This is a genomic window from Streptomyces panaciradicis (assembly GCF_023516615.1).
In the GTDB taxonomy this organism is placed as follows: Bacteria; Actinomycetota; Actinomycetes; order Streptomycetales; family Streptomycetaceae; genus Streptomyces; species Streptomyces panaciradicis.
The window spans coordinates 1-21898 of sequence record NZ_JAMGBF010000192.1; the positions used below are offsets into that span (position 1 = coordinate 1).

Consider the following 21898-nt stretch of genomic DNA (forward strand, 5'->3'; position numbering starts at 1 on the left):
GGTGCGGATGACCGCGGACGGCGACGACGGCGCCTGGCACGTGGAGATCCAGGTCGTCGTGGACCGGCAGGCCAGGGCGGTGGACGTGGCCCGGGCCGTCCGCGACCGGGTCCGCGACCGCCTGGCCGCCCTGACGCCGACCCGCCCCGCACCGAGCGTCACGGTGACGGTCACGGGCCGCGTCTGACGGCAGTGACCCGGCCCCTCGACCGGCCAACCGGTCAGCTCGGGAAGGACAGGAGCGCGACCGGGGTGGAGGTGGGCTGCTTCGAGCCGCCGCCGGGTTCGACGGTGATGCCCATGCCCGACGCTCCGTCGACCGCTCCCTTCAGCAGGACCGTCTGCTCGGCGCGGTGGGAGTCCATGAGGCCGGCCGACCGCATCGTGCCGTTGTCGTCGAACCACAGCTGGTAGACCTTGCCGCTGGGCGGCTCGGCCATCCCGGAGACGGCGAAGACGGCGCGGTCCCGGGCACGGGAGACCACGACGGTTCCGGTGGCGCCGCCGTTCAGCTCGGCGGCGCGCGTCCTGGCGTCCGGCGCGGTCAGCACGGCGGCGATGTCGTCCGTCGCCTGCGTGGCACGGCGCGCCCGGTCCTGGGCGTCCTGCGCCTGCTGGTGCTGCCAGACGGCGGTGCCGCCCAGGGCCGTGGCGGCCGCGAGGCAGGCCGCCAGCGCCCAGCGCGAGACCGTACGGGTCCGGCGCCCGGTCCGGGCGACCAGGGTCCGGGCCGGTTCGCCCGGGCTGTCCTGGCGGACGGTGCCGATGCGCCGCAGCACCTGCTCGCGCATCGCGGGCGCGGGCGTCGCGGCGGCGGCGAGTCCCAGCCGGGCGGCGGTGGCGCGCAGTTCGGCCGTCTCCTGCGCGCACGCCTCGCAGCCCGCGAGATGGCGCTCGAAGGCGGTGCTCTCCTCGTCCGAGAGGGCATGCAGGGCGTAGGCGCCCGTCAGCCGGTGCAGGTCGGTGGTCGTCATGCGGTCACCCCCAGGCAGTCGCGCAGCCGGATGAGTCCGTCGCGCAGGCGGGTCTTGACGGTGCCCAGCGGAAGGGCGAGTGCCTCCGACACCTCCCGGTAGGTCAGGCCCCGGTAGTAGGCGAGGGTGACGGCCTGGTGCTGGATCTCGGTCAGCGTGCGCAGACAGCGCCGCACCTGTTCCCGCTCCAGCCGGGCCTCGACGTGCTCGACCACCTCGTCGTACTCGGGCACCCGTTCCAGCAGGGACGCCTTGTGGTCCCGGGCCGCCGCGGCCTCCACCGAGCGCACCCGGTCCACGGCCCGGCGGTGCGCCAGCGTGAGGATCCAGTTCATGGCCGTGCCCCGGTCGGGCCGGTAGCGCGGAGCGGTCCGCCACACCTCCACCAGCACCTCCTGAGCCACTTCCTCCGACTGCGCCCGGTCCCGGACGACGGCCCGGACGACTCCCAGGACTCCGCTCGCGACGGCGTCGTAGACGGCGGCGAACGCGTCCTCGTCGCCCAGGGCCACGCGGCGGACCAGTTCCTGCAGATCGGGCTCATGTGCAGGATTTCTGCCGATCTGTACCGCTTCCTTCACCGAGGGCCTCCGTGGTCGGGACATGTCCGGGCGTAATCCGTTCCCGACGGGACACCGGATTGGTTGCGGCGGAGGGGAAAAATACGCAGGTGGCGGCCGGACCCGGCCGGGGCACAGGTGTCCCCCAGGGGGCGCACAGCCGGCACGGGTAGAGCAGAGGGCGGACGACTTCGCGGCCCCACCGGCCGTGACCTGCGCGTTCGCCGTCAGGAACGATCCCTGCCGGGCCGGCGTCTCAGGTACCGTCCGCACCTACGCGCAACCGCCGGATCCGCCGACACCCATGGGAGCCACGCCCGCCAATGGACAGCACCGCAGCCTCGCTCGCCTCTCTGTGGGACCGCGTCTTCGGCACCCAGCCCGACCCCGACCTGTGGGTGGTCCTCGCGACCCTCGTCGCGGCGCTCGCCGTCACCCTCCCGCACGGCGTCTGGCGCGTCGCGCGCAACGCCATCACCATCGCCCACGAGGGCGGCCACGGCCTGGTCGCCCTGCTCACCGGGCGGCAGCTGACCGGGATACGGCTGCACTCGGACACCAGCGGCCTGACCCTCTCGCGCGGCAAGCCGCACGGCATCGGCATGATCCTGACCGCGGCCGCGGGCTACACCGCGCCCTCGCTGCTCGGCCTGGGCGGTGCGGCCCTGCTGGCCGCGGGCCACATCACACTGCTGCTGTGGGTGGCGACGGCCCTGCTGATCGCCATGCTGATCATGATCCGCAACGCCTACGGCGCGCTCACGGTCGTCCTGACCGGCGGGATGTTCCTGCTGGTGTCATGGCTGGCGGGACCGCAGGTGCAGGCGGCGTTCGCGTACGCGGTGGTGTGGTTCCTGCTGGTGGGCGGCGTCCGGCCGGCGTTCGAGCTGCAGGCCAAGCGGATGCGGGGCGGCGCGGGCGACTCGGACGCCGACCAGCTCTCCCGGCTGACGCACGTGCCGGCGGGGATGTGGCTGTTCCTGTTCCACGCGGTGTCGCTGTGCTCGCTGATCGGCGGCGGGCGCTGGCTGCTGGCGATGTGACCGGCCCTCCCTGCGGCGCGTGCGCGCGCATATATGCACGGCAATTCCCATGCCGTTCTTTCACCATGATTTCGCCGCATTTGATCAAGATCTCCGGTCACGCCCAGCCACTAAAGTGGGGCGCATGACCGTTAACCCCGCACACACCGCCCTCTGGCCCGCCCCGCACGCGAGCGGAGCCGTCGACGCGACGGTCCACGTGCCCGGGTCCAAGTCGGTCACCAACCGTGCCCTGGTGCTGGCCGCCCTCGCCTCCGAGCCCGGCTGGCTGCGCCGCCCCCTGCGCTCCCGCGACACCCTGCTGATGGCCGGCGCCCTGCGCGCCATGGGCGTCGGCATCGAGGAGGGGGTCGGCCCGGACGGCACGGGCGAGGTCTGGCGGGTGCTGCCCACGGGCCTGCGCGGCCCGGCCACGGTCGACGTCGGCAACGCCGGCACCGTGATGCGCTTCCTGCCGCCGGTGGCCGCCCTCGCCGACGGCCCCGTCCGCTTCGACGGCGACCCGCGGTCCTACGAGCGCCCCCTGCACGGCGTCATCGACGCCCTGCGCGTCCTGGGCGCCCGGATCGACGACGACGGCCGCGGCGCGCTGCCGCTGACCGTGCACGGCGGCGGGGCGCTGGACGGCGGCCAGGTGGAGATCGACGCCTCCTCGTCCTCGCAGTTCGTCAGCGCCCTGCTGCTGTCCGGCCCGCGGTTCAACCAGGGCGTGGAGGTCCGGCACACCGGCTCCTCGCTGCCCTCCCTGCCGCACATCCGCATGACCGTGGACATGCTGCGCACCGTCGGCGCCCAGGTGGACACCCCGGAGTCGGGCGGCGAGCCGAACGTGTGGCGGGTGACGCCGGGCGCGCTGCTCGGCCGGGACCTGACCATCGAGCCGGACCTGTCCAACGCCCAGCCGTTCCTCGCCGCCGCCCTGGTCACCGGCGGCAAGGTCGTCGTGCCCGCCTGGCCGGCGCACACCACGCAGCCCGGCGACAGGCTGCGGGAGATCTTCACCGAAATGGGCGGTTCCTGCGAACTCACCGAGTACGGACTGGAGTTCACCGGTTCGGGTGCCATTCACGGTATCGATGTGGACCTCGGCGAGGTCGGCGAGCTGACCCCGGGCATCGCGGCGGTCGCGGCCCTCGCGGACTCCCCCTCGACCCTGCGCGGGGTGGCCCACCTGCGCCTGCACGAGACGGACCGGCTGGCCGCGCTCACCAAGGAGATCAACGAGCTCGGCGGTGACGTCACCGAGACCGCCGACGGCCTGCACATCCGCCCGCGCCGCCTGCACGGCGGGATCTTCCACACCTACGAGGACCACCGCATGGCGACGGCCGGCGCGATCATCGGCCTCGCGGTCGAGGGCGTCCAGATCGAGAACGTGGCGACGACGGCGAAGACCCTGCCGGACTTCCCCGAGCTGTGGACCGGGATGCTCGGGGCGTAGGGACGTAAGGGAGATGCGCCGCTACGGCAAGCACACCGACGAGGACGACATCCGCGTCCGCCCGGGCCGCAAGGGCACCCGGCCCCGTACGAACATCCGTCCCGCCCACGAGGACGCGGCCGAGGGCATGGTCCTCACCGTCGACCGCGGCCGGCTGACCTGTCTGGTCGACGGCCGGCCCGTGCTGGCGATGAAGGCCCGCGAACTGGGCCGCAAAGCGGCGGTGGTCGGGGACCGGGTGGCCCTCGTCGGCGACCTCTCCGGCAAGAAGGACACCCTCGCGCGGATCGTCCGCATCGAGAAGCGCACCTCCGTGCTGCGCCGCACGGCGGACGACGACGACCCCTACGAGCGCGTGGTCGTGGCCAACGCCGACCAGCTCGCCGTCGTCACGGCCCTGGCCGACCCCGAGCCCCGCCCCCGCCTGATCGACCGCTGTCTGGTCGCCGCGTACGACGGCGGACTGGAGCCGCTGCTCGTCCTGACCAAGTCGGACCTGTCCCCGCCCGACAAGCTCCTGGAGCTCTACGGCGACCTGGACATCCCGTACGTGGTCACCAGCCGCGAGGAGCTGGAGAACGGCGACGCCGCGGATCGGGTGCGCGAGCAGCTCGACGGCAAGGTCACGGCGTTCGTCGGCCACTCGGGCGTGGGGAAGACGACGCTGGTGAACGCGCTGGTCCCGAAGGACCGCCGCCGTCTGACGGGTCACGTCAACGCGGTCACGGGCCGCGGCCGCCACACCACGACCTCCGCTCTCGCCCTGCCTCTGGCCGGGGACGGCGGGTGGGTGATCGACACCCCGGGCCTCCGCTCCTTCGGCCTCGCGCACATCGACCCCTCCCGGGTCATCCACGCCTTCCCGGACCTCGAGCCCGGCACGGAGGGCTGCCCGCGCGCCTGCAGCCACGACGAGCCGGACTGCGCGCTGGACCAGTGGGTGGCGGACGGCCACGCGGATCCGGCGAGGCTGTACTCACTGCGCCGGCTGCTGGCCACCAGGGAGCGCACGGAGGGCGACTGACCACCGCGTTGTTTGCCTGTACTCCGGCCCGGTAAGTGCATACTCGCACCGAGCGGACGTACGGGAGGACAGCACATGGCGTGGCTGCTGGTGGTAGTGGCCGGAATGCTCGAGACGGGTTTCGCCGTGTGCCTCAAGCTCTCGCACGGCTTCACGCGCCTGTGGCCCACGATCGCGTTCTGCGTCTTCGCCCTGGGCAGCTTCGGCCTGCTGACCCTCTCCCTGCGCAAGCTCGACGTCGGCCCCGCCTACGCCGTGTGGACCGGCATCGGCGCGGCGGGCACCGCGATCTACGGCATGATCTTCCTCGGCGACCTGGTCTCCACCCTGAAGATCGTGTCGATCAGCCTGGTGATCGTGGGAGTCATCGGCCTGCAGCTGTCGGGCTCGACGCACTAGACCGCCCCGCCCCCCGCCCGGGGCCGGTTCACACCAGCTGCCGGGGCAGGGCCGTGCGCACCAGATCCCCCACGCCGTCGACGGGCGGTGCAGCCACGCAGGACAGCGCCAGCCTGACCACCAGTTCGCAGGTGCGGGCCAGGTCCGTGGTGTCCGTCCGGTGCGCGCCGGGTCCCGCGAGCACCGCCACGGCCCGGTCGCGGACGATCGCCACGAAGTCGCCGGGCGAGGGCAGCGGGCCGTCGGCCCGGCGCTGGGCCGGCACGGCGGAGGAGGACGGCACGGCGGACAGCGTCGGCGCGGGCAGCCGCTCGCTCCAGCAGCCGGTCAGCATGGCCCGTACCAGCGCGTTCTCCCGGGCGGCCGACGCGGTCCACTCGGCGGTCGCGGTCAGCCGCTCGCGGGCGTCGGAGTGGGTGCCGAGCGCCCGCTCCACTCCCGCGAGATAGCCGTCCGCCTCCCTTCTGACCAGGGCCCGGGCGAGCCCCTCCTTGCTGCCGAACTCGTTGTAGAGGGTCTGCCGGGACACTCCGGCCGCCGCGGCCACGTCCACCATCCGTACGGCGGACCACGGCCGGCGCGCCAGCGCCGAGTAGGCGGCATCCAGTAGGGATTCCCGCGCTGCAGGCATCATCGCCTCCCTGGGGCGGAGCGACTCTGCGCCCAGATTTGACGCGTGCACAGGCACTGTCAAGGGTTCGCGGAAGCACGCGGGAGCGCCCTTCGGCCACCAGGTGCGGTCAGACCGTAATCAGGCCCGTATGGCCCCTCGCGCACCTCGCCGGATAGCGTTCGTCCCATGCCGGACTACCTCGACGACCTCCGTTTCGCCCATGTCCTCGCGGACGCCGCGGACGCGGCGACCATGGGCCGCTTCAAGGCCCTCGACCTGAAGGTCGAGACCAAACCGGACATGACGCCGGTGAGCGAGGCGGACAAGGCCGCCGAGGAGCTGATCCGCGGCCAGCTCCAGCGCGCCCGCCCGCGCGACGCGATCCTCGGCGAGGAGTACGGCGTCGAGGGCACGGGCCCGAGGCGCTGGGTGATCGACCCGATCGACGGCACCAAGAACTACGTGCGCGGCGTCCCGGTGTGGGCCACGCTGATCTCCCTGATGGAGGCCGGCGAGACCGGCTTCGAGCCGGTGGTCGGCGTGGTCTCCGCGCCCGCGCTGGGCCGGCGCTGGTGGGCCGCGCAGGGGCACGGCGCGTTCACCGGCCGCAGCCTCTCCTCCGCCTCCCGCCTGCACGTCTCCCGCGTCTCGAAGCTGCCGGACGCCTCCTTCGCCTACTCCTCGCTGTCCGGCTGGGAGGAGCAGGGCCGCCTCGACGGCTTCCTGGACCTGACCCGCGAGGTGTGGCGCACGCGGGCGTACGGCGACTTCTGGCCGTACATGCTGGTCGCGGAGGGCGCCGTCGACATCTGCGCCGAGCCCGAGCTCTCCCTGTGGGACATGGCCGCGAACGCGGTCATCGTGACGGAGGCCGGCGGCACCTTCACGGGCCTCGACGGCCGCCCGGGCCCGCACAGCGGCAACGCGGCCGCGTCGAACGGCCTGCTGCACGACGAGTTGCTGGGGTATCTGAACCAGCGCTACTGAGGCTCCCGCGTCACCACAGATGAGCGCGCACGCCCTCAATCGGCCGCACGCGCCCCCTTGTTGACCCCCGCTTTACCTGTCACTCTGAGAGTCCCCCCACTTGTGAACTTGTGAATCCGGGAACTATCTCCCGGATTCCCTAGGAGGTGGCTCAAGTCCATGCTCGTCCGTGACGCCATGAGCACAGTCGTCCTCACCATCGGCCCCGCACACACCCTCCGCCAGGCGGCCGCCCTGATGGCCGCACGCCGCGTCGGCGCGGCCGTGGTCCTCGACCCGGACGCGGGCGGGATCGGGATCCTCACCGAACGCGACATCCTCAACTCGGTGGGCCTCGGCCAGAACCCGGACGCGGAGCACGCCTCCGCCCACACCACCACCGACGTGGTCTTCGCGGCCCCGTCCTGGACCCTGGAGGAGGCCGCCCGCGCCATGGCCCACGGCGGGTTCCGTCACCTGATCGTCCTCGACCGCGACGAGGCCGTCGGCATCGTCTCGGTGCGCGACATCATCCGCTGCTGGGCGCCCGCGCGCGAGCACGTGGCCCTCCTGCACTGACGGCCACCTTGGACGAAGTCTAAAGTCACATTCATTCGCGTCCTGGTCCCCTTCTGTTAGGCTGGCCGTATGAGTGACCTTCTGGAACGGCTGCGCGGACGCGGATGGCGGATGACCGCGCAGCGGCGCGTCGTGGCCGAGGTTCTCGACGGCGAGCACGTGCATCTGACGGCCGACGAGGTCCACTCACGGGCCGTCGCGAAGCTGCCGGAGATCTCCCGGGCGACCGTCTACAACACGCTGGGCGAGCTGGTCTCGCTCGGCGAGGTGCTCGAGGTCGCGACGGACAAGCGCGCCAAGCGCTACGACCCGAACGCGCACCGCCCGCACCACCACCTGGTCTGCGCCCGGTGCGGCGCGATCAAGGACGTCCACCCGACGGGCAACCCCCTGGCCGACCTCCCGGACTCGGAACGCTTCGGCTTCACGGTCTCCGACGTGGAGGTCACCTACCGGGGCGTCTGCCCGAACTGCGCGGCGTAAGGGCCGGCGGGCTCCTCGCGGGCCCGCACGCCGAACGTCCCGTACGCAAACACAGAGGGCCGGAATCCATTTCTGGATTCCGGCCCTCTGTCTTCAGTAGCGGGGACAGGATTTGAACCTGCGACCTCTGGGTTATGAGCCCAGCGAGCTACCGAGCTGCTCCACCCCGCGGCGATGAACAGAACAGTACGTGAGGGAGAAGCCCAGAAGCAAATCGCTTCTTTCGGCCCGGCGTCCGGCCCTCTCAGCCCGTCCGGCGTTTGAGGACGAGGCCGTCCAGGCCGAAGCGGGGGTCTGGGGGCGGCAGCCCCCAGAAGGTCAAGCCGACAGCTCCTCCCGCAACGCGTCCCGCAGCCGCGCCGCCCGCTCCGTGACCTCCGCCGGCCCGAGGGACACGGCCCGGTCGGCCCACCGCTGCCCCTCCGCCAGCTCACCCCGACGCGCGTAGACCAGGGCCAGCCGCAACGCCGCCCGCCCGTGCCCGGCGTCGGCCGCCCGCGTCCACCACACCGCCGCCTCCGGCTCGCTGCCCTCCCGGGCCAGCAGCAGCCCCAGGTTGAAGGCGCCGTTGCGCGACCCGGCCTCGGCCGCCTCGCGGTACCACCGGGCCGCCTCGACCACGTCGCCGCGGGCCGCGGCCATCATGCCCACCCGCACCTGCGCCCGCCGGTGCCCCTGGGAGGCCGCCCGCTCGTACCACTCCTCGCACTCGGTCTTCTCGTGCAGCACCTCGCCCAGCTCGTGCGCCGGCTCCGGGGGCCGCCGAGCGTCGAGCACGGTGGCCAGCCGGTACGCCGCCTCCGCGCTCCCGCCCCCGGCCGCGCAGCGCAGGTGCCGCTCCGCCTCGAGCTCGTCCCCGTCCCGCAGCCGCGCGATCCCCACCTGCAGCGCCGCCTCGGTGTGCCCGGCGGCCGCCGCACGCTCGTACCACCGCAGCGCGGCCTCGTCCTCGTCCCGCCCGGCGTGCAGGATGCCCAGGTTGAACGCGGCGTCCACGCTGCCGGCCTCCGCGGCCTTGGAGAACCACGGCTCGGCCCCGGTCGTGTCGCCGCCCTGGAGCAGCAGGATGGCCAGCGCGTTCGCCGCCTCCCGGTGCCCGGCGTAGGCGGCACGCCGATACCATTGCTCGGCCTGCGTGGTCCGCCCCTGCTCGGCGCAGAGCAGCCCCAGGTTGTACGCGCCGTTGTCGTCGCCGGCGTCCATGGCCGCGCGGTACCACCGCTCGGCGGTCTGCGTCTCGCCGCGCTCGGCGTGCAGCGCGCCGAGCGCGTTGGCCGCGTTGCCGTCCCCGTCCTGCGCGGCTCTGAGCCACCACACGGCGGCGCTCTCGGTGTCACCGGCGTCGCGCAGCAGGAAGCCGAGCGCGCAGGCGGCCCGTGCCTCGCCGTCCTTGGCGGACGTCAGGTACCAGCGCCCGGCCTCCTTCAGCTCCCCGCGCTTCTCCAGGATCGCCCCGAGGTGCAGCGCGGCCCGCCGGTGTCCGCGCGCGGCGGCCTGCCGGTAGTACTGCTCGGCCTCGGCGTGCAGCTCGACACCGTTGTCGGGCCCGCCCTCCTCCAAGGAGGCCGCTTCGCGGTCGAGCGCGCGCGCCAGCCGGTACGCCGCCTCGCGGTGGCCCCGCTCGGCCGCGGCCCGCATCCATGTTCCGGCCGCGGCGTCCCCGCGGTGCTCCAGGAGGTCGGCGAGCGCGTACGCGCCCAGGGCGTGCCCCTGCTCGGCGGACTGGCGCAGCCAGTACTCGGCGGCCGGCTCGTCCCCGCGTTCGCGGTGGTGCCGGCCCAGCGCGTGCGCGGCCGCGGCGGACCCGGCGACGGCGGCGATCCGCCACCATCCGGCGGCCTCGTCGGCGTAGCCGCGCTGATGCAGCAGGACGCCCAGGTTGTTGGCGGCGGCGCGGTCACCGGCCGCGGTGGCGGCACGCAGATGGGGTTCGGCTCCGTCGAGGTCCCCACGGCGCAGCAGCATGGCCCCGAGAACACTCATCGCCTCGACGTCGCCGGCTTCGGCGGCGAGCCGCTGGCGCAGTTCCTCGGCAGCCTCTTCCGCCGCCTCCCCGGCGTCGGTCCCGCCCGGTTGGGAAGGCTGCACAAATCGCCCTGTCTCGAACAGAGTTGCCTTGTCCCCCATAACGTCCATCGTCGCACCACCTGCAACCTGGGTACACCTGGTATACCGCAGCCATTGAGGTCACTTCAGCGTTTTGTCGACATGCCCACAGAGAGACAAGTCAAACACAGATCCCCCAACTCCCCACCGCGCCACGTACACCCAGTGCTCGGCACACGCGTTCGCACACGTCGAAGGCCCGGATCCATTGATGGATCCGGGCCTTCGACCGCAGTAGCGGGGACAGGATTTGAACCTGCGACCTCTGGGTTATGAGCCCAGCGAGCTACCGAGCTGCTCCACCCCGCGTCGTTGTTTGGCAACCGTATCACGACGCGGGGTGGCCTTTGATCAGCCGCTGCCCGGGCTGCCGCTCGGGCTGGGACTGCCGCTGGGGCTCGGGCTGCTGCTGCTCTTGTTGCCGCCGCCGCTGCCGCCGGCTGGCTTGCCGGCCTTGGACTGCGCCTCCTCGGCCCTCTTCAGCGCGTCCTCGAGGTCCTTCTGCGCCTCGCCGTACGCCTTCCAGTCGCCCTTCTTCAGAGCCGTCTGGCCGGCGTCGAAGGCCTTCTGGGCGTCGTCGAGGGCCTGTTGGACCGTCGGGTTGCCGGTCGCCGGCGGCTTGGTGGTCCCCTGGTCGGGCGGTGTGGTGGTCGAACTCTCCGCCCCGAAGACCTTGTTGAGCGCCTGGTCGAGGGTGTCCTCGAAGGCGGTCTTGTCGCCGTAGCTGACCAATACCTTGCGCAGCAGCGGGTACTTCAGTCCACCACCGCGTACGTAGACCGGCTCCACGTAGAGCAGTCCTCCGTCGAGCGGCACGGTGAGCAGGTTGCCGTACTCGATGTCGGAGTCGCCGCCCTTGAGCAGCTTGATCGACTCGGCGATGTCCTGTTCGGAGTTGAACTGGCTCTGCACCTGTTTGGGCCCGTCGACCGTCGTACTGGTCGGCAGTTTCAGGATTCTGATCTTTCCGTAGTCGCTGGAGTCCGCCTGGGCGTCGACCGACATGAACGCACTCAGGTTGTCACGGCCGTTGGGCGTGAACGTCGTCGTCAGCGAGAACGCCTGCGACGCCTGGTCGGGCATCTTCATGCTCAGGTAGTACGGCGGCACCGCGTTGCCCGACTTGTTGGTCGGGTCGTCCGGCACCTGCCACACCTCGCTGCCGGTGAGGAAGGTGGTCGGGTTGGTGACGTGGTAGCGGGTCAGCAGCTCACGCTGGACCTTGAACAGGTCCTGCGGGTACCGCAGATGCGCCAGCAGCGACTTGGAGATGGCGCTCTTGGGCTCGACCGTGCCCGGGAAGGCCTTCATCCAGGTCTTCAGGACCGGGTCCTGGGTGTCCCACTGGTAGAGCTTGACCTCGCCGGTGTACGCGTCGACGGTCGCCTTCACCGAGTTGCGGATGTAGTTGACCTGGTTCTGCTGGGCCACCACCGCGCGCGAGTTGTTGGTCGCGGTCAGCGAGTCGGCCGTCGTGTCACCGAGGGTCGTACGGGAGGCGTACGGGTAGCCGTTCGTCGTGGTGTACGCGTCGACGATCCACTGGATGCGGCCGTCCACCACCGCCGGATAGGCGTCGCCGTCGATGGTCAGCCAGGGCGCCACCGCCTCGACGCGCTCCTTGGGTGTGCGGTTGTACAGGATGCGCGAACCCTCGCCGATGGCGCCGGAGTAGAGGATCTGCGGCTCGCTGAACGCCACCGCGTACGCCGCCCGGTTGATCGGGTTGGCGAGGTTGACGCCGCTCTTGCCCCGGTAGCTGGTGGTCTTCTCACCGCTGTCGTCGGAGTAGTCGATCTCCTTCTGGGGACCGCCGACGATCGAGTAGGTGGTGGTCTTCTCGCCGTAGTAGACCTGCTGCTCGTACGTCCCCAGGTCGCCGCGGGAGGGCAGGTCGGACTCGGTGAAGACCGGCTGGCCGTTGGGGTCGGCCGCGGTGCCCTTGGCCGCCACCACGCCGTAGCCGTGGGTGTAGCGGAAGTGGTCGTTGATCCAGTTGTTCTTCGGGATGCCGTTGAGGTTCAGCTCCCGCAGACCGATCACCGTGTCCTGGACCTTGCCGTCCTTGGTGTAGCGGTCGACGTCCAGGTTGGTCGGGAACGCGTAGTAGTTCCTGATCTGCTGGAGCTGCTGGAACGTCGGCGAGACGATGTTCGGGTCCAGGATGCGGATGCTCGCCGTGGAGTCGACGTCGTCGCGCAGCGTCGCCTTGTCCTGGGTCTTGCTGGTGCCCGAGTAGTCGCTGACCTTGGTGCCGTCGATGCCGTAGGCCTCGCGCGTCGCCTTGAGGTTCTTCTGGACGTACGGGGCTTCCTTGGCCTGCTCGTTCGGCTGGACCTGGAACTTCTGCACGATCGCCGGGTAGAGCCCGCCGATCAGGATCGCGGAGAGCACCATCAGGCCGAAGCCGATCACCGGCAGCTGCCAGGTGCGCCGCCACAGGGTGGCGAAGAACAGCAGGGCGCAGATGACGGCGATGCAGAACAGGATGGTCTTCGCCGGCAGGTAGGCGTTCGCGTCGACGTACCTCAGGCCGGTCCAGTTGTCCGTGGCCTTGAAGTCGCTGGACTTCACCGCCAGGCCGTACCGGTCGAGCCAGTACGCGACCGCCTTCAGCGCGACGAAGACGCCGAGCAGCACCGACAGGTGCCCGGTCGCGGCCGCGGTGGCCCGCGCGCCCGGGGAGGTGATCCTCAGCCCGCCGTACAGGTAGTGGGTCAGCGCGGCGGCGATCAGCGCGAGGATCGTGGCGGCGAAGCCGAAGCCCAGCAGGAAGCGGTACCAGGGCAGGTCGAAGGCGTAGAAGGAGACGTCGAGGTGGAACTGCGGGTCCTTCTGGTGGAAGGGCACGCCGTTGACCCACATCAGCCAGGTCCGCCACTGGCTGGACGCCGAGGCGCCGGCGATCAGGCCCACCAGGGAGGTGATCGCGAGCAGCAGCCACCGCTTGTAGGGCGCGATGCCCATGCGGTAGCGGTCGAGGCTCTGCTGCTCCATCGACATGGCGCTCAACGGCGGCCGCAGCCGGTGCGCGAGCCAGATGTTGACGCCGACCGCGAGGGCCATCAGCAGACCGAAGACGAAGAACAGGCCGATCTTGGTCCACAGGGTGGTGGTGAACACGGACGAGTAGTGCACCGACCGGTACCAGAGCCAGTCCGTCCAGAAGCCCGCGAACATGGTGAACGCCATGCCGAGGACGGCAAGGACGCCCAGTGTCATGAGCAGGGTCCGGACGCGCCGGGACGGGCGGCCCACTCTGATCCGTGGCCCCGTCGGGCCTCCGCCGCGGTCCGGCATCTGGAAAGCCAAGGTGCGCACCTCGAAGTCGCTGTCGGTCCGTCAGGCCCGCGGTTTCACGGACCTGCCGTGGCCCCCCGTGATCGTGGGCCCACACCTATGCAACTTACTCACCGTTTACTCGGTTCCCGATTCCGGCCATGAACGAGGCAGGATTGTGACCATGTCCAACACCCCCATGGCGGCGAACCCGCTCACCCGGGCCGTTCTCGAGATCGACGAGTACGCCTCCGGCCTCGGCTGGGACCAGCCCGCCCGCCTCTTCGCCCTCGTAGACACCGCTCGGCTGCGCACCCAGGAACCCGCCCTCGCGGCCCAGCTCGGCCTGGAGGAGGAGCGGGAGTCCGCTGCTCTCACCCCGATCGAGCAGGACGAGATCCCGGCGGGCAGGCCGCTGGACGAGTTCCTCGCCACGATCGCGTGGCCCGACGCGGTCGTCGGGTGCGCGCTGACGGTGGAGCGGCTGATGCTGCCGCCGTCGGCCGAGGCGTCCGTACCGGAGGGGCTGAACGAGAAGAAGCTCGCACAGTGGGTCGCCGAGCACCCCGACCGCCAGGAGGTCCGGATGACGGTCGCGGTGCTGCGTGACGGCGCCCGCGAGTCGGCCCTGCGGCTGCGCGAGAAGGACACGCCCACGGAGGTCCTCACGGGCGGCGACCTGGTGCCCGGCCTGGCCGAGGCCCTGTCGGCGACCTTCGAGGACTGAGCTCCGGTACGGCGAAGGGGGCGCCCCGCATGAGCGAGGGCGCCCCCGTCCGTGTCCGGGGCCCGTGCGTCAGCCCTTGGCCGTGCACTTCGGCAGGGCGGCGGTGTCGCCGCTGCGGATGTCCTTGAGCGCCGACAGGGCGTCCTTGATGGTGTTCACCTTGACGAGCCTGAGTCCGCCGGGGGTGTCCTTGGCGGCGGCCGCGCAGTTCTCGGCCGGGGTCAGGAAGTACCGGGCGCCCTTGTCGCGCGCGCCGACCGTCTTCATCTCGATGCCGCCGATCGGGCCGACCTTGCCGTTGTCGTCGATCGTGCCGGTGCCGGCCACGAACCTGCCGCCGGTGAGGCTGCCCGGGGTGAGCTTGTCGTAGATGCCGAGCGCGAACATCAGTCCGGCGCTGGGGCCGCCGACGTCGGCGAGCTTGATGTCGATGGTGAACGGGAAGGTGTGGTCGGTCCCGGCGGAGATCCCGACGATGGCCCGCTTGGCCCCGCTGTCGTCGGACGTGGCGGTCGTGATCGTGATCTTCTCGGTCTTCGTCGCCGTCCTGTGCGCCTTCTCGGCGGCGGCCTGCTCCTTGGCCGGCACGATGGTGAAGACCACGTTCTCGCCCGGCTTGTGCTTGGTCACGAGCTTGGCGACGTCGGCCGGCTCCTTGACCGCGGTGCCGTCGACGGCCTTGATGACGTCCCCGGCGTGCAGCCTGCCCTCGGCGGGCGAGTCCTTCACGACCGTGGAGACGATCACCCAGGACGTCACCGGGACGCCGAGCTGCTTGAGCGCCGCCACCTTGGCGCTCTCCTGCGACTGGCTGAACTCCTCGGCGTTCTCCTGGGTCGACTGCTGCTCGGTCTTGCCGTCCGGGTAGAGCGTGTCGTGCGGCACGACCTTGTTGTCGTGCGCGAGCCACCCGTACACGGCCTCGACGAGGTTCATCCGGTAGTCGGCGCTGGTGACCCGCACGGTGGTCATGTTCAGGTTCCCGCTGGTGGCGTACGTCCTGCGCCCGGAGATCTGCAGCACCGGCTCGCCGTCGTGGTTCCCCAACGTGTTCACCGTCGGGCCCGGGGACATCTCCGAGTACGGCACGGGGATGAAGACTCCCGCGCACAGGAGCGCGATCAGCATCAGGGTGGAGGCGAGCATCGTCGCGGTGCGGCGTGGCATGGCACGACAGTACGGGACGCCGCTGTCAGAGGGCCGTCAGGCCCACCCTCTGTCATGTACCGGAGTGGGACTTCTCCATGGCCGCGCGGAAGCGGGCGTACCCGTCGAGCTCCGGACCGTCGCCGCGCACCTTGCGGGTGCGGTTGGCCCAACTGCCCCACAGACCGGCGCCGATCGCTGCCACCAGCGGAATCAACAACCACACGAGCGCACCCATGCCGACCTCCCAACCCCGGTGAGCGAGCGCGAACTGACTGATCAGCAGATTAACCGCCGCCACTGACAACGCTCATGCCAGGGGTGCGGTTACGCAACCCGGGGCCGACGGAGGGAGTCAGCGGACTCCCTACGTGTGCTCAGCAGGCGCCGACCCATTCCTCCGTACCGTCGGAGAAGGTCTGGTGCTTCCAGATCGGCACCTCGTGCTTGAGGTCGTCGATCAGCTTCCGGCAGGCGTCGAAGGCCTCGCCCCGGTGCGGACACGACACGGCGACGACGACGGCCAGATCCCCGACCGCGAGGTCCCCGACGCGGTGCACTGCCGCCAGGGCCCGCACGGGGTACTCCGCGACGACCTTCTCGGCGATCCGCCGCATCTCGGCCTCGGCACTGGGGTGGCACGAGTAGCCGAGCCGGTCGACGTCCGTTCCGCCGTCGTGGTTGCGCACGGTGCCCACGAACAGCGCGGTCCCGCCGGCGGCGTCGTCCCCGACGGCCCGGAAGACCTCGTCGACGGACAGGGGCGTCTCGCGCACGCCGATGAGCTTGACCGGGTCGTCCGCGGCCCGCTCTCCGGGGTGGTCGTGGGTGTCTGCCATGCGTCCATCGTGCCCCACGCCCGTGACAACACGGAATACGACGTTCACCAGGCACACACGCGTGCGGTTCGGCGACTCCTACAGGACCGCGGTGCCCTGCCGGCCGGTCCGGCCGGGCCGCTCAGATCCGGCGCCGGGCCTTGCGGGCCCGCCGTACGACGGCCGCCGCGCCCAGCAGGGCCACCGTCGCACCCGCGGCACCCGCCGCGGTCGCGTCCTTGCGTCCCAGCCGCCGCCCGGCGACGGTGTGCCGCCCGGACACCTCCTCCAGCAGCTCGGCGAGCACCTCTTCGTTGGTCCACTGCGGCCGCCACCCGGCGTCGTGCAGCCGGCTGCCGCTCACCACCCAGGGGTACATCGTGTAGGCGAGGTCCCCGGCCGGCGACGGCGTCAGCCCGATCCGGTGCAGCCGGGCCGCCGCGCCGAGCGCCACGGCCGACGGCAGCTCCATCCGCCGGATCCCGCTGAGCTCCTCGACCTCCTCCTGCTCCAGCCACCCCTCGCAGCCCACGGCGAGCTCGCCCTCGACCTTCTCCAGGACGGCGTACTCCAGCGCGCTGCACAGGTCCTCGACGTGGCAGAACTGCCAGGCCGGCCGCGACCCGGCCACGACCAGCAGCCGGGGCGACTCGAAGTACCGGGTGAGCGCGGTGTCGGTGCCTCCCACCAGCACGGCCGGACGGACGACGGTGACGTTCAGCCCGGGGTGCGCCCGGGGCGCGCGCCGTGCGAGCCGCTCGACCTCCAGCAGGTCGCCCACACCGGTGGCCTCGGCCGTCGCCCGCAGCTCGGCGTCCTCCGACAGGGGCAGCTCGTTGTCCGGCAGCGCCCCGTAGACCATCGAGGACGTGCACAGCACGACCCGGTGCACCCCGGCCGCGGCGGCGGCCGTGAGCACGGTCTGCGTCCCCCGGACGTTGTAGGCCGTCCGGGCGGCGGCATCGGTCTCGAGATCGAGGTCGAGCGCCAGATGGACCACGACGTCGGCGCCGCGCAGCTTGTCGGCGATGGCGGGGTCGCGCACGTCGAGGATGTGCCACTGGGCCGCCGCGCACTCGCCGCGCCGCTCGTCGATGGCGATGACCTGCTTGATCTCGTCGGACGCGGCCAGCCGCTCGGTGAGCAGCGCGCCGACGCCGGTCGCGGCGCCGGTGACCGCGACGACGGGCCCGCGTACAGTCGGAGGGGTTGACTCGTTTCGCGCTGCGCGAACCTGCGGATCTGGGGAACTCACCGGGCGTCTCCAGCGGTTGTCTTCAGTAAGAACGCGAGTGACGCGTCCGTACCAGGTGGCATCCATCCTGCCGCAGGCCGAGAGTCGGCGAAGCACCGAGGCCCGAACCGCCCGTGGTGTCTACGCTGGGTGGTGTCATCGGGCAGCCGCGCCGTCGGGGACACCGACGGCCTTACCAGCCGAGGAATCCCGTGAGCGACACCCCATTCGGATTCGGCCTTCCGCCGGAGGAGCCGGACGACGGCGACGAGGGCAAGAAGAAGGACCAGCAGAGCGGTGGTGGTCAGGACCCGGCCAACCCGTTCGGTTTCGGGCTGTCCGGCGCCGGCGGCTTCGGCGGCCCAGGCGGTGACAACCCGCTCGCCGCCATGTTCGGTTCCCTGAACCCCACCGACCTGGGCGCCGCCTTCCAGCAGCTGGGCCAGATGCTCTCGTACGAGGGCGGCCCGGTGAACTGGGACATGGCGAAGCAGATCGCCCGCCAGACCGTCTCGCAGGGCACCGCGGACGGCGTGAAGGACGCGAGCGTGGGCCCCGCCGAGCGCAACGCCGTCCAGGAGGCCGTCCGCCTGGCCGACCTGTGGCTGGACGACGTGACGTCCCTGCCGTCCGGCGCCGGCACCGCCGTGGCGTGGTCGCGCGCGGAGTGGGTGGAGGCGACCCTGCCCGCGTGGCAGGAGCTCGTCGACCCGGTCGCCGAGCGTGTCGGCACCGCGATGGGCGACGTCCTGCCGGAGGAGATGCAGGCCATGGCGGGCCCGCTGATCGGCATGATGCGCTCGATGGGCGGCGCCATGTTCGGCACGCAGATCGGGCAGGCCGTGGGCGTGCTCGCGGGCGAGGTCGTCGGCTCCACCGACATCGGCCTGCCGCTGAGCCCGGCCGGCAAGGCGGCGCTGCTGCCGGTGAACATCGAGACCTTCGGCAAGGACCTGGGCGTGCCGAAGGAGGAGGTGCGGCTGTACCTGGCCCTGCGCGAGGCCGCCCACCAGCGCCTCTTCGCGCACGTGCCGTGGCTGCGCTCGCACCTGTACGGCGCGGTCGACGGCTACGCCCGCGGGATCAAGGTCGACACCGCCAAGCTGGAGGACGTCGTCGGCCAGTTCGACCCGCAGAACCCCGAGCAGCTGCAGGACGCCCTCCAGCAGGGCATGTTCCAGCCGGAGGACACGCCCGAGCAGAAGGCGGCCCTGGCCCGTCTGGAGACCGCTCTGGCGCTCGTCGAGGGCTGGGTGGACGCGGTGGTGCACGCGGCCGCGAAGCCGCGCCTGTCGTCCGCCGACGCGCTGCGCGAGACCCTGCGCCGCCGCCGCGCCTCGGGCGGCCCGGCGGAGCAGACGTTCGCCACGCTGATCGGCCTGGAGCTGCGCCCGCGCCGCCTGCGCGACGCCTCCCGCCTGTGGGCCTCGCTCACCGACGCGCGCGGCACCGACGGCCGCGACGCCCTCTGGTCCCACCCGGACATGCTGCCCACGGCCTCCGACCTGGACGACCCGGACGGCTTCGTGCACCGCGAGCAGCTGGACTTCTCCGAGCTGGACAAGATGCTGGGCGAGGCGGCGGACAAGCCCGACCTGCGCAAGAAGGACGACGACAAGGGCGACGACACCGAGTGAGCCTGTACGACGACGCGGTCCTCGTCCTGAAGGGGTACGAGGGCCAGGAAGAGCTGCGCCAGGCCTACCTCGACCATCTGGCGGCCCACCCGGACGGCATGTGGAAGTCCTGCGGGTCCGGCCACCTCACGGCGAGCGCCCTGGTGATCGACCCCTCGCGGGGGCGCGTGCTGCTCACCCTGCACCGGAAGCTGCGGATGTGGCTGCAGATGGGCGGGCACTGCGAGCCCGGGGACGCCTCGCTGGAGGCGGCGGCGCTGCGCGAGGCCGCCGAGGAGTCGGGCATCGCAGGGCTCGCGCTGCTGCCGGGCGGCCCGGTCCGGCTCGACCGGCACCCGATCCCGGCCCCCTGCCACTGGCACCTCGACGTGCAGTACGCCGTCCTGGCGCCCCCGGGCGCGGTCCAGGAGATCAGCGACGAGTCCCTCGACCTGCGCTGGTTCGGCTACCACGAGGTGGCGGACGTGGCCGACGAGTCGGTCGTACGACTGCTGGAAGGGACCCGCGCCAGGCTCTGAACGGGTGAGGGGTGACCACCCTCGGCGATCACCCCTGACCGGTTCTAGCTCCAGACGTTGCCCTGGTTCTGGGCCCGCACCCCCTGCTGGCCCATGCCGTACTGCGCGGCGAGGCCCTGGCCGATCTGGGCGTTCTGCGGCGGCAGCAGTTCACTCGGCTGGACCAGCGCGAAGCCGCTGCCCATGAAGCTGAGCTCCCAGCCCTCACCGGTGTTGCCGCGGCGGCGCCACACCCCGGAGGAGTGCGTCTGGGCCTGCATCTGCACCCGCAGGCCGGTGGACCAGGCGACGATCGCGTCGGCGTCGCAGTTGACGTACTTGTCGGGGGTGACCTGCATCATCAGCGGCGCGCCCGAGGTCATCAGCGCGACCTTGCCGCGGCCGGTGATGTTCAGCTGGTACTTCCCGGAGCCGGAGATGCCGTAGAGGCTGTCGACGGCGATGACCTCGTGGTGCAGCGAGGAGTCCATCGCGAGCACGTAGCTGCTGTCGACGGTCAGGCCGTCCTGGTCCACGTCCACCACATGGATGTGCTGGGCGAGGTTGGCGAAGTACACCGTGCCCTGCCCGTGGCAGCGCATCAGGCTCAGGCCCTCGCCGGTGTAGGCACGCGCGCGTGCCTGGTTGTTGCTCTGGTACTCGGCGTCGAACTCGACGAGCCCCTGGTAGGCGACCATCGTGCCCTTGCGGGCCAGGATGTCGTCGTGGCCCTGCAGGCTGACGCGCAGCAGCTGCTTGTTCTGCAGGCTGTAGCGCTCCTGGGACTGGGAGTCGTTGTGGGCGAAAAGCGAACTCTGCATGGCGTTTCTGGCTCCCCCTCAGCCCCGGAACCGCAGGCGGTCGGTGCTGTCCTCGCTGGGCTGGACGACGACGATGCCCTGACCGGAGAAGCCCATCTGGTAGGCCTCGCCGCTGCCGCGGCCGATCAGCGACTGCGCCTTGAAGCTGCGCTTGCCCTTCACCTTGAGGTTCGGGGACCAGGCGACGAGGGCGTCCGGGTCGACGTACGTCTCGTCCTCGCCACCGCCGCAGTCCACGACGATCGGCGTGCCCCGGGAGGTCAGCGCGACCCAGCCCTGCCCGGAGATCTTCGTGTTCCACAGGCCCTGTCCGGCGAACTTCGCCAGCCCCTTGACCCGCTCGACACCCCAGGTGAGGTGGGCGTCGAAGGCGAGCAGGTTGGTGGCGTTGACGGAGATGCCGTCGCCGTTGAGGTTGATGACGACGACGTTCGCGCCGTAGTCGGCGAGGTAGAGCAGTCCGTCGCCGGAGCACTTCATCAGGGGCGCGCCCTCGCCGGTGATCCAGTCGCGGGCGATCTGGCGCACGGCCGGCGGGTTGGGCTCGTACTGGATGAAGCCCTCGTAGGCGATCATCGAGCCCACGCGCGCGAGGAGGTCCTGCCCGCTCTGCATGGCGACCTTGAGCATGTGCTCGCCGTGGTTCTCCATGCGGGCGGTGACGGGTGCGGGGGCGAAGCCCGCGAGCGGCTGGTTCATGACGGGCTCCCTCAGACCTCGTACGGCTGGACGACGATGAAGTTGCCGGGGGCGCCCCGGAACTGCAGGTTCACGCTCTCGCCGGTGTCGCCCGGGTAGGCGTTGCGGCGCATCCGGACCTGGCTGGAGACGATCACCTGGGAGGCGGCCGACCAGGCGACCACCGCGTTGGCGTCGGCGAACGTCGTGGGCGTGACGGGCAGCACCACCGGCGTGCCGTGCGTCTTCACGACGAGGGTGCCGGTCCCCTGGAACTGCATCGTGAACAGCGCGCCCCCGGGGATGCCGTGCCCCTCGATGCGCCGGACCTCGTACTGCAGGGTCTCGTCGAAGGCGAGGACGTTCTCGGCGGAGACGCAGATCGCGTCGCCCTGGAGCTCGATGGGGTGCAGATGCGTGGCGTTCTCGGCGAGGAACACCTGGCCCTGGCCGGTGCAGCGCATCAGCTGCATCTCCTGGCCGGTGGCGTTGCCCACGATGCGGCCCGCGAAGCCGGCGCCCTTGTAGCTGAAGTCGACCTTGCCCTGGTAGAGCACCATGCTGCCCTGGCGGGCGAGCACGGGCTGGCCGCCCATGCCGAGGTCGACCCGGATGAGCTTCTTGTTCTGCTGCGTCCAGCGCTGACCGGTGGGCGTCTCCTTGAACACCGACAGCGCGGCGGACACACCGGCGCCCCCCTGGGGAGCGCCCTGCGGGACGCCGTAGCCGCCGGCCTGCTGGCCGGGGACCTGGCCGAAGGGCGGCTGCTGGCCGTAGCCGGGCGGCGGGGTCGGCTGGCCGTAGCCGGGCGGCTGACCGTAGCCGGGCGGCGGGGCGGGGGCCTGCGGCGCCTGCGGCTGCGCGTATCCGGGC

The 21898-nt window shown here is 71.6% G+C and carries 22 protein-coding genes, 2 tRNA genes and 1 pseudogene; 11 read left to right on the forward strand and 14 right to left on the reverse strand.

Going from position 1 to position 21898, the window contains the following annotated elements:
- Nucleotides 1-187: pseudogene (locus M8J74_RS39565) on the forward strand (hypothetical protein); the annotation flags it as partial.
- 34 nt (nt 188-221) lie between these two features.
- Here M8J74_RS39565 and M8J74_RS39570 read toward each other — a convergent pair.
- Nucleotides 222-974 carry an anti-sigma factor gene (locus tag M8J74_RS39570; RefSeq protein WP_249841067.1) on the reverse strand — a complete coding sequence of 251 codons (753 nt, stop codon included), beginning with the start codon at nt 972-974 and terminating at the stop codon, nt 222-224.
- Nucleotides 971-1555 carry a sigma-70 family RNA polymerase sigma factor gene (locus M8J74_RS39575; RefSeq protein ID WP_058923340.1) on the reverse strand — a complete coding sequence of 195 codons (585 nt, stop codon included), beginning with the start codon at nt 1553-1555 and terminating at the stop codon, nt 971-973. The genes M8J74_RS39570 and M8J74_RS39575 overlap by 4 nt, the downstream gene beginning before the upstream one ends.
- A gap of 302 nt (nt 1556-1857) precedes the next feature.
- Here M8J74_RS39575 and M8J74_RS39580 point away from each other — a divergent pair, with 302 nt between their 5' ends.
- The 4 genes from M8J74_RS39580 to M8J74_RS39595 all read left to right on the forward strand — a co-directional run bounded on the left by M8J74_RS39580 (nt 1858) and on the right by M8J74_RS39595 (nt 5441).
- Nucleotides 1858-2577, forward strand: coding sequence for a M50 family metallopeptidase (locus tag M8J74_RS39580; RefSeq protein WP_058923341.1), 720 nt, complete (start codon nt 1858-1860; stop codon nt 2575-2577).
- Nucleotides 2578-2701: 124 nt separating this feature from the next.
- The gene (aroA, locus tag M8J74_RS39585; RefSeq protein ID WP_249841068.1) at nt 2702-4018 is read left to right on the forward strand and encodes a 3-phosphoshikimate 1-carboxyvinyltransferase; all 1317 of its coding nucleotides are present in this window, start codon (nt 2702-2704) and stop codon (nt 4016-4018) included.
- Between the two features lie 13 nt (nt 4019-4031).
- Nucleotides 4032-5042, forward strand: coding sequence for a ribosome small subunit-dependent GTPase A (gene rsgA, locus M8J74_RS39590; RefSeq protein ID WP_249841069.1), 1011 nt, complete (start codon nt 4032-4034; stop codon nt 5040-5042).
- A gap of 75 nt (nt 5043-5117) precedes the next feature.
- Entirely contained in the window at nt 5118-5441 is a 324-nt protein-coding gene (locus tag M8J74_RS39595; protein ID WP_058923344.1) for a DMT family transporter, read from the forward strand.
- 28 nt (nt 5442-5469) lie between these two features.
- Here M8J74_RS39595 and M8J74_RS39600 read toward each other — a convergent pair whose 3' ends face one another.
- On the reverse strand, nt 5470-6075 hold the full coding sequence (locus M8J74_RS39600; protein WP_249841070.1) for a TetR/AcrR family transcriptional regulator: 606 nt from the start codon (nt 6073-6075) through the stop codon (nt 5470-5472).
- Nucleotides 6076-6240: 165 nt separating this feature from the next.
- Between M8J74_RS39600 and hisN the strand changes: the two genes are divergently transcribed.
- From hisN to M8J74_RS39615, 3 genes are all read left to right on the forward strand, one after another.
- Complete coding sequence (hisN, locus tag M8J74_RS39605) at nt 6241-7041, forward strand: histidinol-phosphatase (RefSeq protein WP_058923345.1); 801 nt, start codon at nt 6241-6243, stop codon at nt 7039-7041.
- Nucleotides 7042-7200: 159 nt separating this feature from the next.
- Entirely contained in the window at nt 7201-7599 is a 399-nt protein-coding gene (locus M8J74_RS39610) for a CBS domain-containing protein (RefSeq protein WP_058923346.1), read from the forward strand.
- A 69-nt stretch (nt 7600-7668) separates the two neighbouring features.
- Nucleotides 7669-8082, forward strand: a complete 414-nt coding sequence (locus M8J74_RS39615) for a Fur family transcriptional regulator (RefSeq protein ID WP_058923347.1) — start codon at nt 7669-7671, stop codon at nt 8080-8082.
- Nucleotides 8083-8179: 97 nt separating this feature from the next.
- On the opposite strand, the gene M8J74_RS39620 is transcribed toward M8J74_RS39615, so the two are convergent.
- The 4 genes from M8J74_RS39620 to M8J74_RS39635 all read right to left on the reverse strand — a co-directional run bounded on the left by M8J74_RS39620 (nt 8180) and on the right by M8J74_RS39635 (nt 13509).
- Nucleotides 8180-8253, reverse strand: a tRNA-Met gene (locus M8J74_RS39620).
- A gap of 147 nt (nt 8254-8400) precedes the next feature.
- A complete protein-coding gene (locus tag M8J74_RS39625) occupies nt 8401-10218 on the reverse strand; it encodes a tetratricopeptide repeat protein (protein ID WP_249841071.1) in 1818 nt (605 codons plus the stop codon).
- Between the two features lie 205 nt (nt 10219-10423).
- Nucleotides 10424-10497, reverse strand: a tRNA-Met gene (locus tag M8J74_RS39630).
- Nucleotides 10498-10539: 42 nt separating this feature from the next.
- Nucleotides 10540-13509 (reverse strand): UPF0182 family membrane protein, encoded by a 2970-nt coding sequence (locus tag M8J74_RS39635; RefSeq protein ID WP_249841072.1) that lies wholly within the window; start codon nt 13507-13509, stop codon nt 10540-10542.
- A 142-nt stretch (nt 13510-13651) separates the two neighbouring features.
- On the opposite strand from M8J74_RS39635, the gene M8J74_RS39640 reads away from it, so the two are divergent.
- Complete coding sequence (locus M8J74_RS39640; RefSeq protein ID WP_058923350.1) at nt 13652-14194, forward strand: PPA1309 family protein; 543 nt, start codon at nt 13652-13654, stop codon at nt 14192-14194.
- Nucleotides 14195-14263: 69 nt separating this feature from the next.
- Here the strand turns inward: M8J74_RS39640 and M8J74_RS39645 are convergent, their stop codons facing one another.
- From M8J74_RS39645 to M8J74_RS39660, 4 genes are all read right to left on the reverse strand, one after another.
- Entirely contained in the window at nt 14264-15361 is a 1098-nt protein-coding gene (locus M8J74_RS39645) for a YlbL family protein (RefSeq protein WP_249841073.1), read from the reverse strand.
- Between the two features lie 52 nt (nt 15362-15413).
- Nucleotides 15414-15578: a hypothetical protein gene (locus tag M8J74_RS39650; protein ID WP_249841074.1), complete on the reverse strand. Its 165-nt coding sequence runs from the start codon at nt 15576-15578 to the stop codon at nt 15414-15416.
- Between the two features lie 139 nt (nt 15579-15717).
- A complete protein-coding gene (locus M8J74_RS39655; protein WP_058923353.1) occupies nt 15718-16179 on the reverse strand; it encodes a molybdenum cofactor biosynthesis protein MoaE in 462 nt (153 codons plus the stop codon).
- Nucleotides 16180-16300: 121 nt separating this feature from the next.
- Nucleotides 16301-17413, reverse strand: coding sequence for an SDR family oxidoreductase (locus tag M8J74_RS39660; protein WP_058923354.1), 1113 nt, complete (start codon nt 17411-17413; stop codon nt 16301-16303).
- A 191-nt stretch (nt 17414-17604) separates the two neighbouring features.
- Between M8J74_RS39660 and M8J74_RS39665 the strand changes: the two genes are divergently transcribed.
- Nucleotides 17605-19029, forward strand: coding sequence for a zinc-dependent metalloprotease (locus M8J74_RS39665; RefSeq protein ID WP_249841075.1), 1425 nt, complete (start codon nt 17605-17607; stop codon nt 19027-19029).
- On the forward strand, nt 19026-19547 hold the full coding sequence (locus M8J74_RS39670) for an NUDIX hydrolase (RefSeq protein WP_249841076.1): 522 nt from the start codon (nt 19026-19028) through the stop codon (nt 19545-19547). Before M8J74_RS39665 ends, M8J74_RS39670 begins: the two co-directional genes overlap by 4 nt.
- Before the next feature lie 44 nt (nt 19548-19591).
- Here M8J74_RS39670 and M8J74_RS39675 read toward each other — a convergent pair whose 3' ends face one another.
- The 3 genes from M8J74_RS39675 to M8J74_RS39685 all read right to left on the reverse strand — a co-directional run.
- On the reverse strand, nt 19592-20347 hold the full coding sequence (locus M8J74_RS39675; RefSeq protein WP_249841077.1) for an AIM24 family protein: 756 nt from the start codon (nt 20345-20347) through the stop codon (nt 19592-19594).
- 18 nt (nt 20348-20365) lie between these two features.
- Nucleotides 20366-21046, reverse strand: a complete 681-nt coding sequence (locus tag M8J74_RS39680; protein WP_058923358.1) for an AIM24 family protein — start codon at nt 21044-21046, stop codon at nt 20366-20368.
- Nucleotides 21047-21057: 11 nt separating this feature from the next.
- On the reverse strand, nt 21058-21898 hold an 841-nt coding region (locus tag M8J74_RS39685; protein WP_249841078.1), incomplete at its 5' end, for an AIM24 family protein.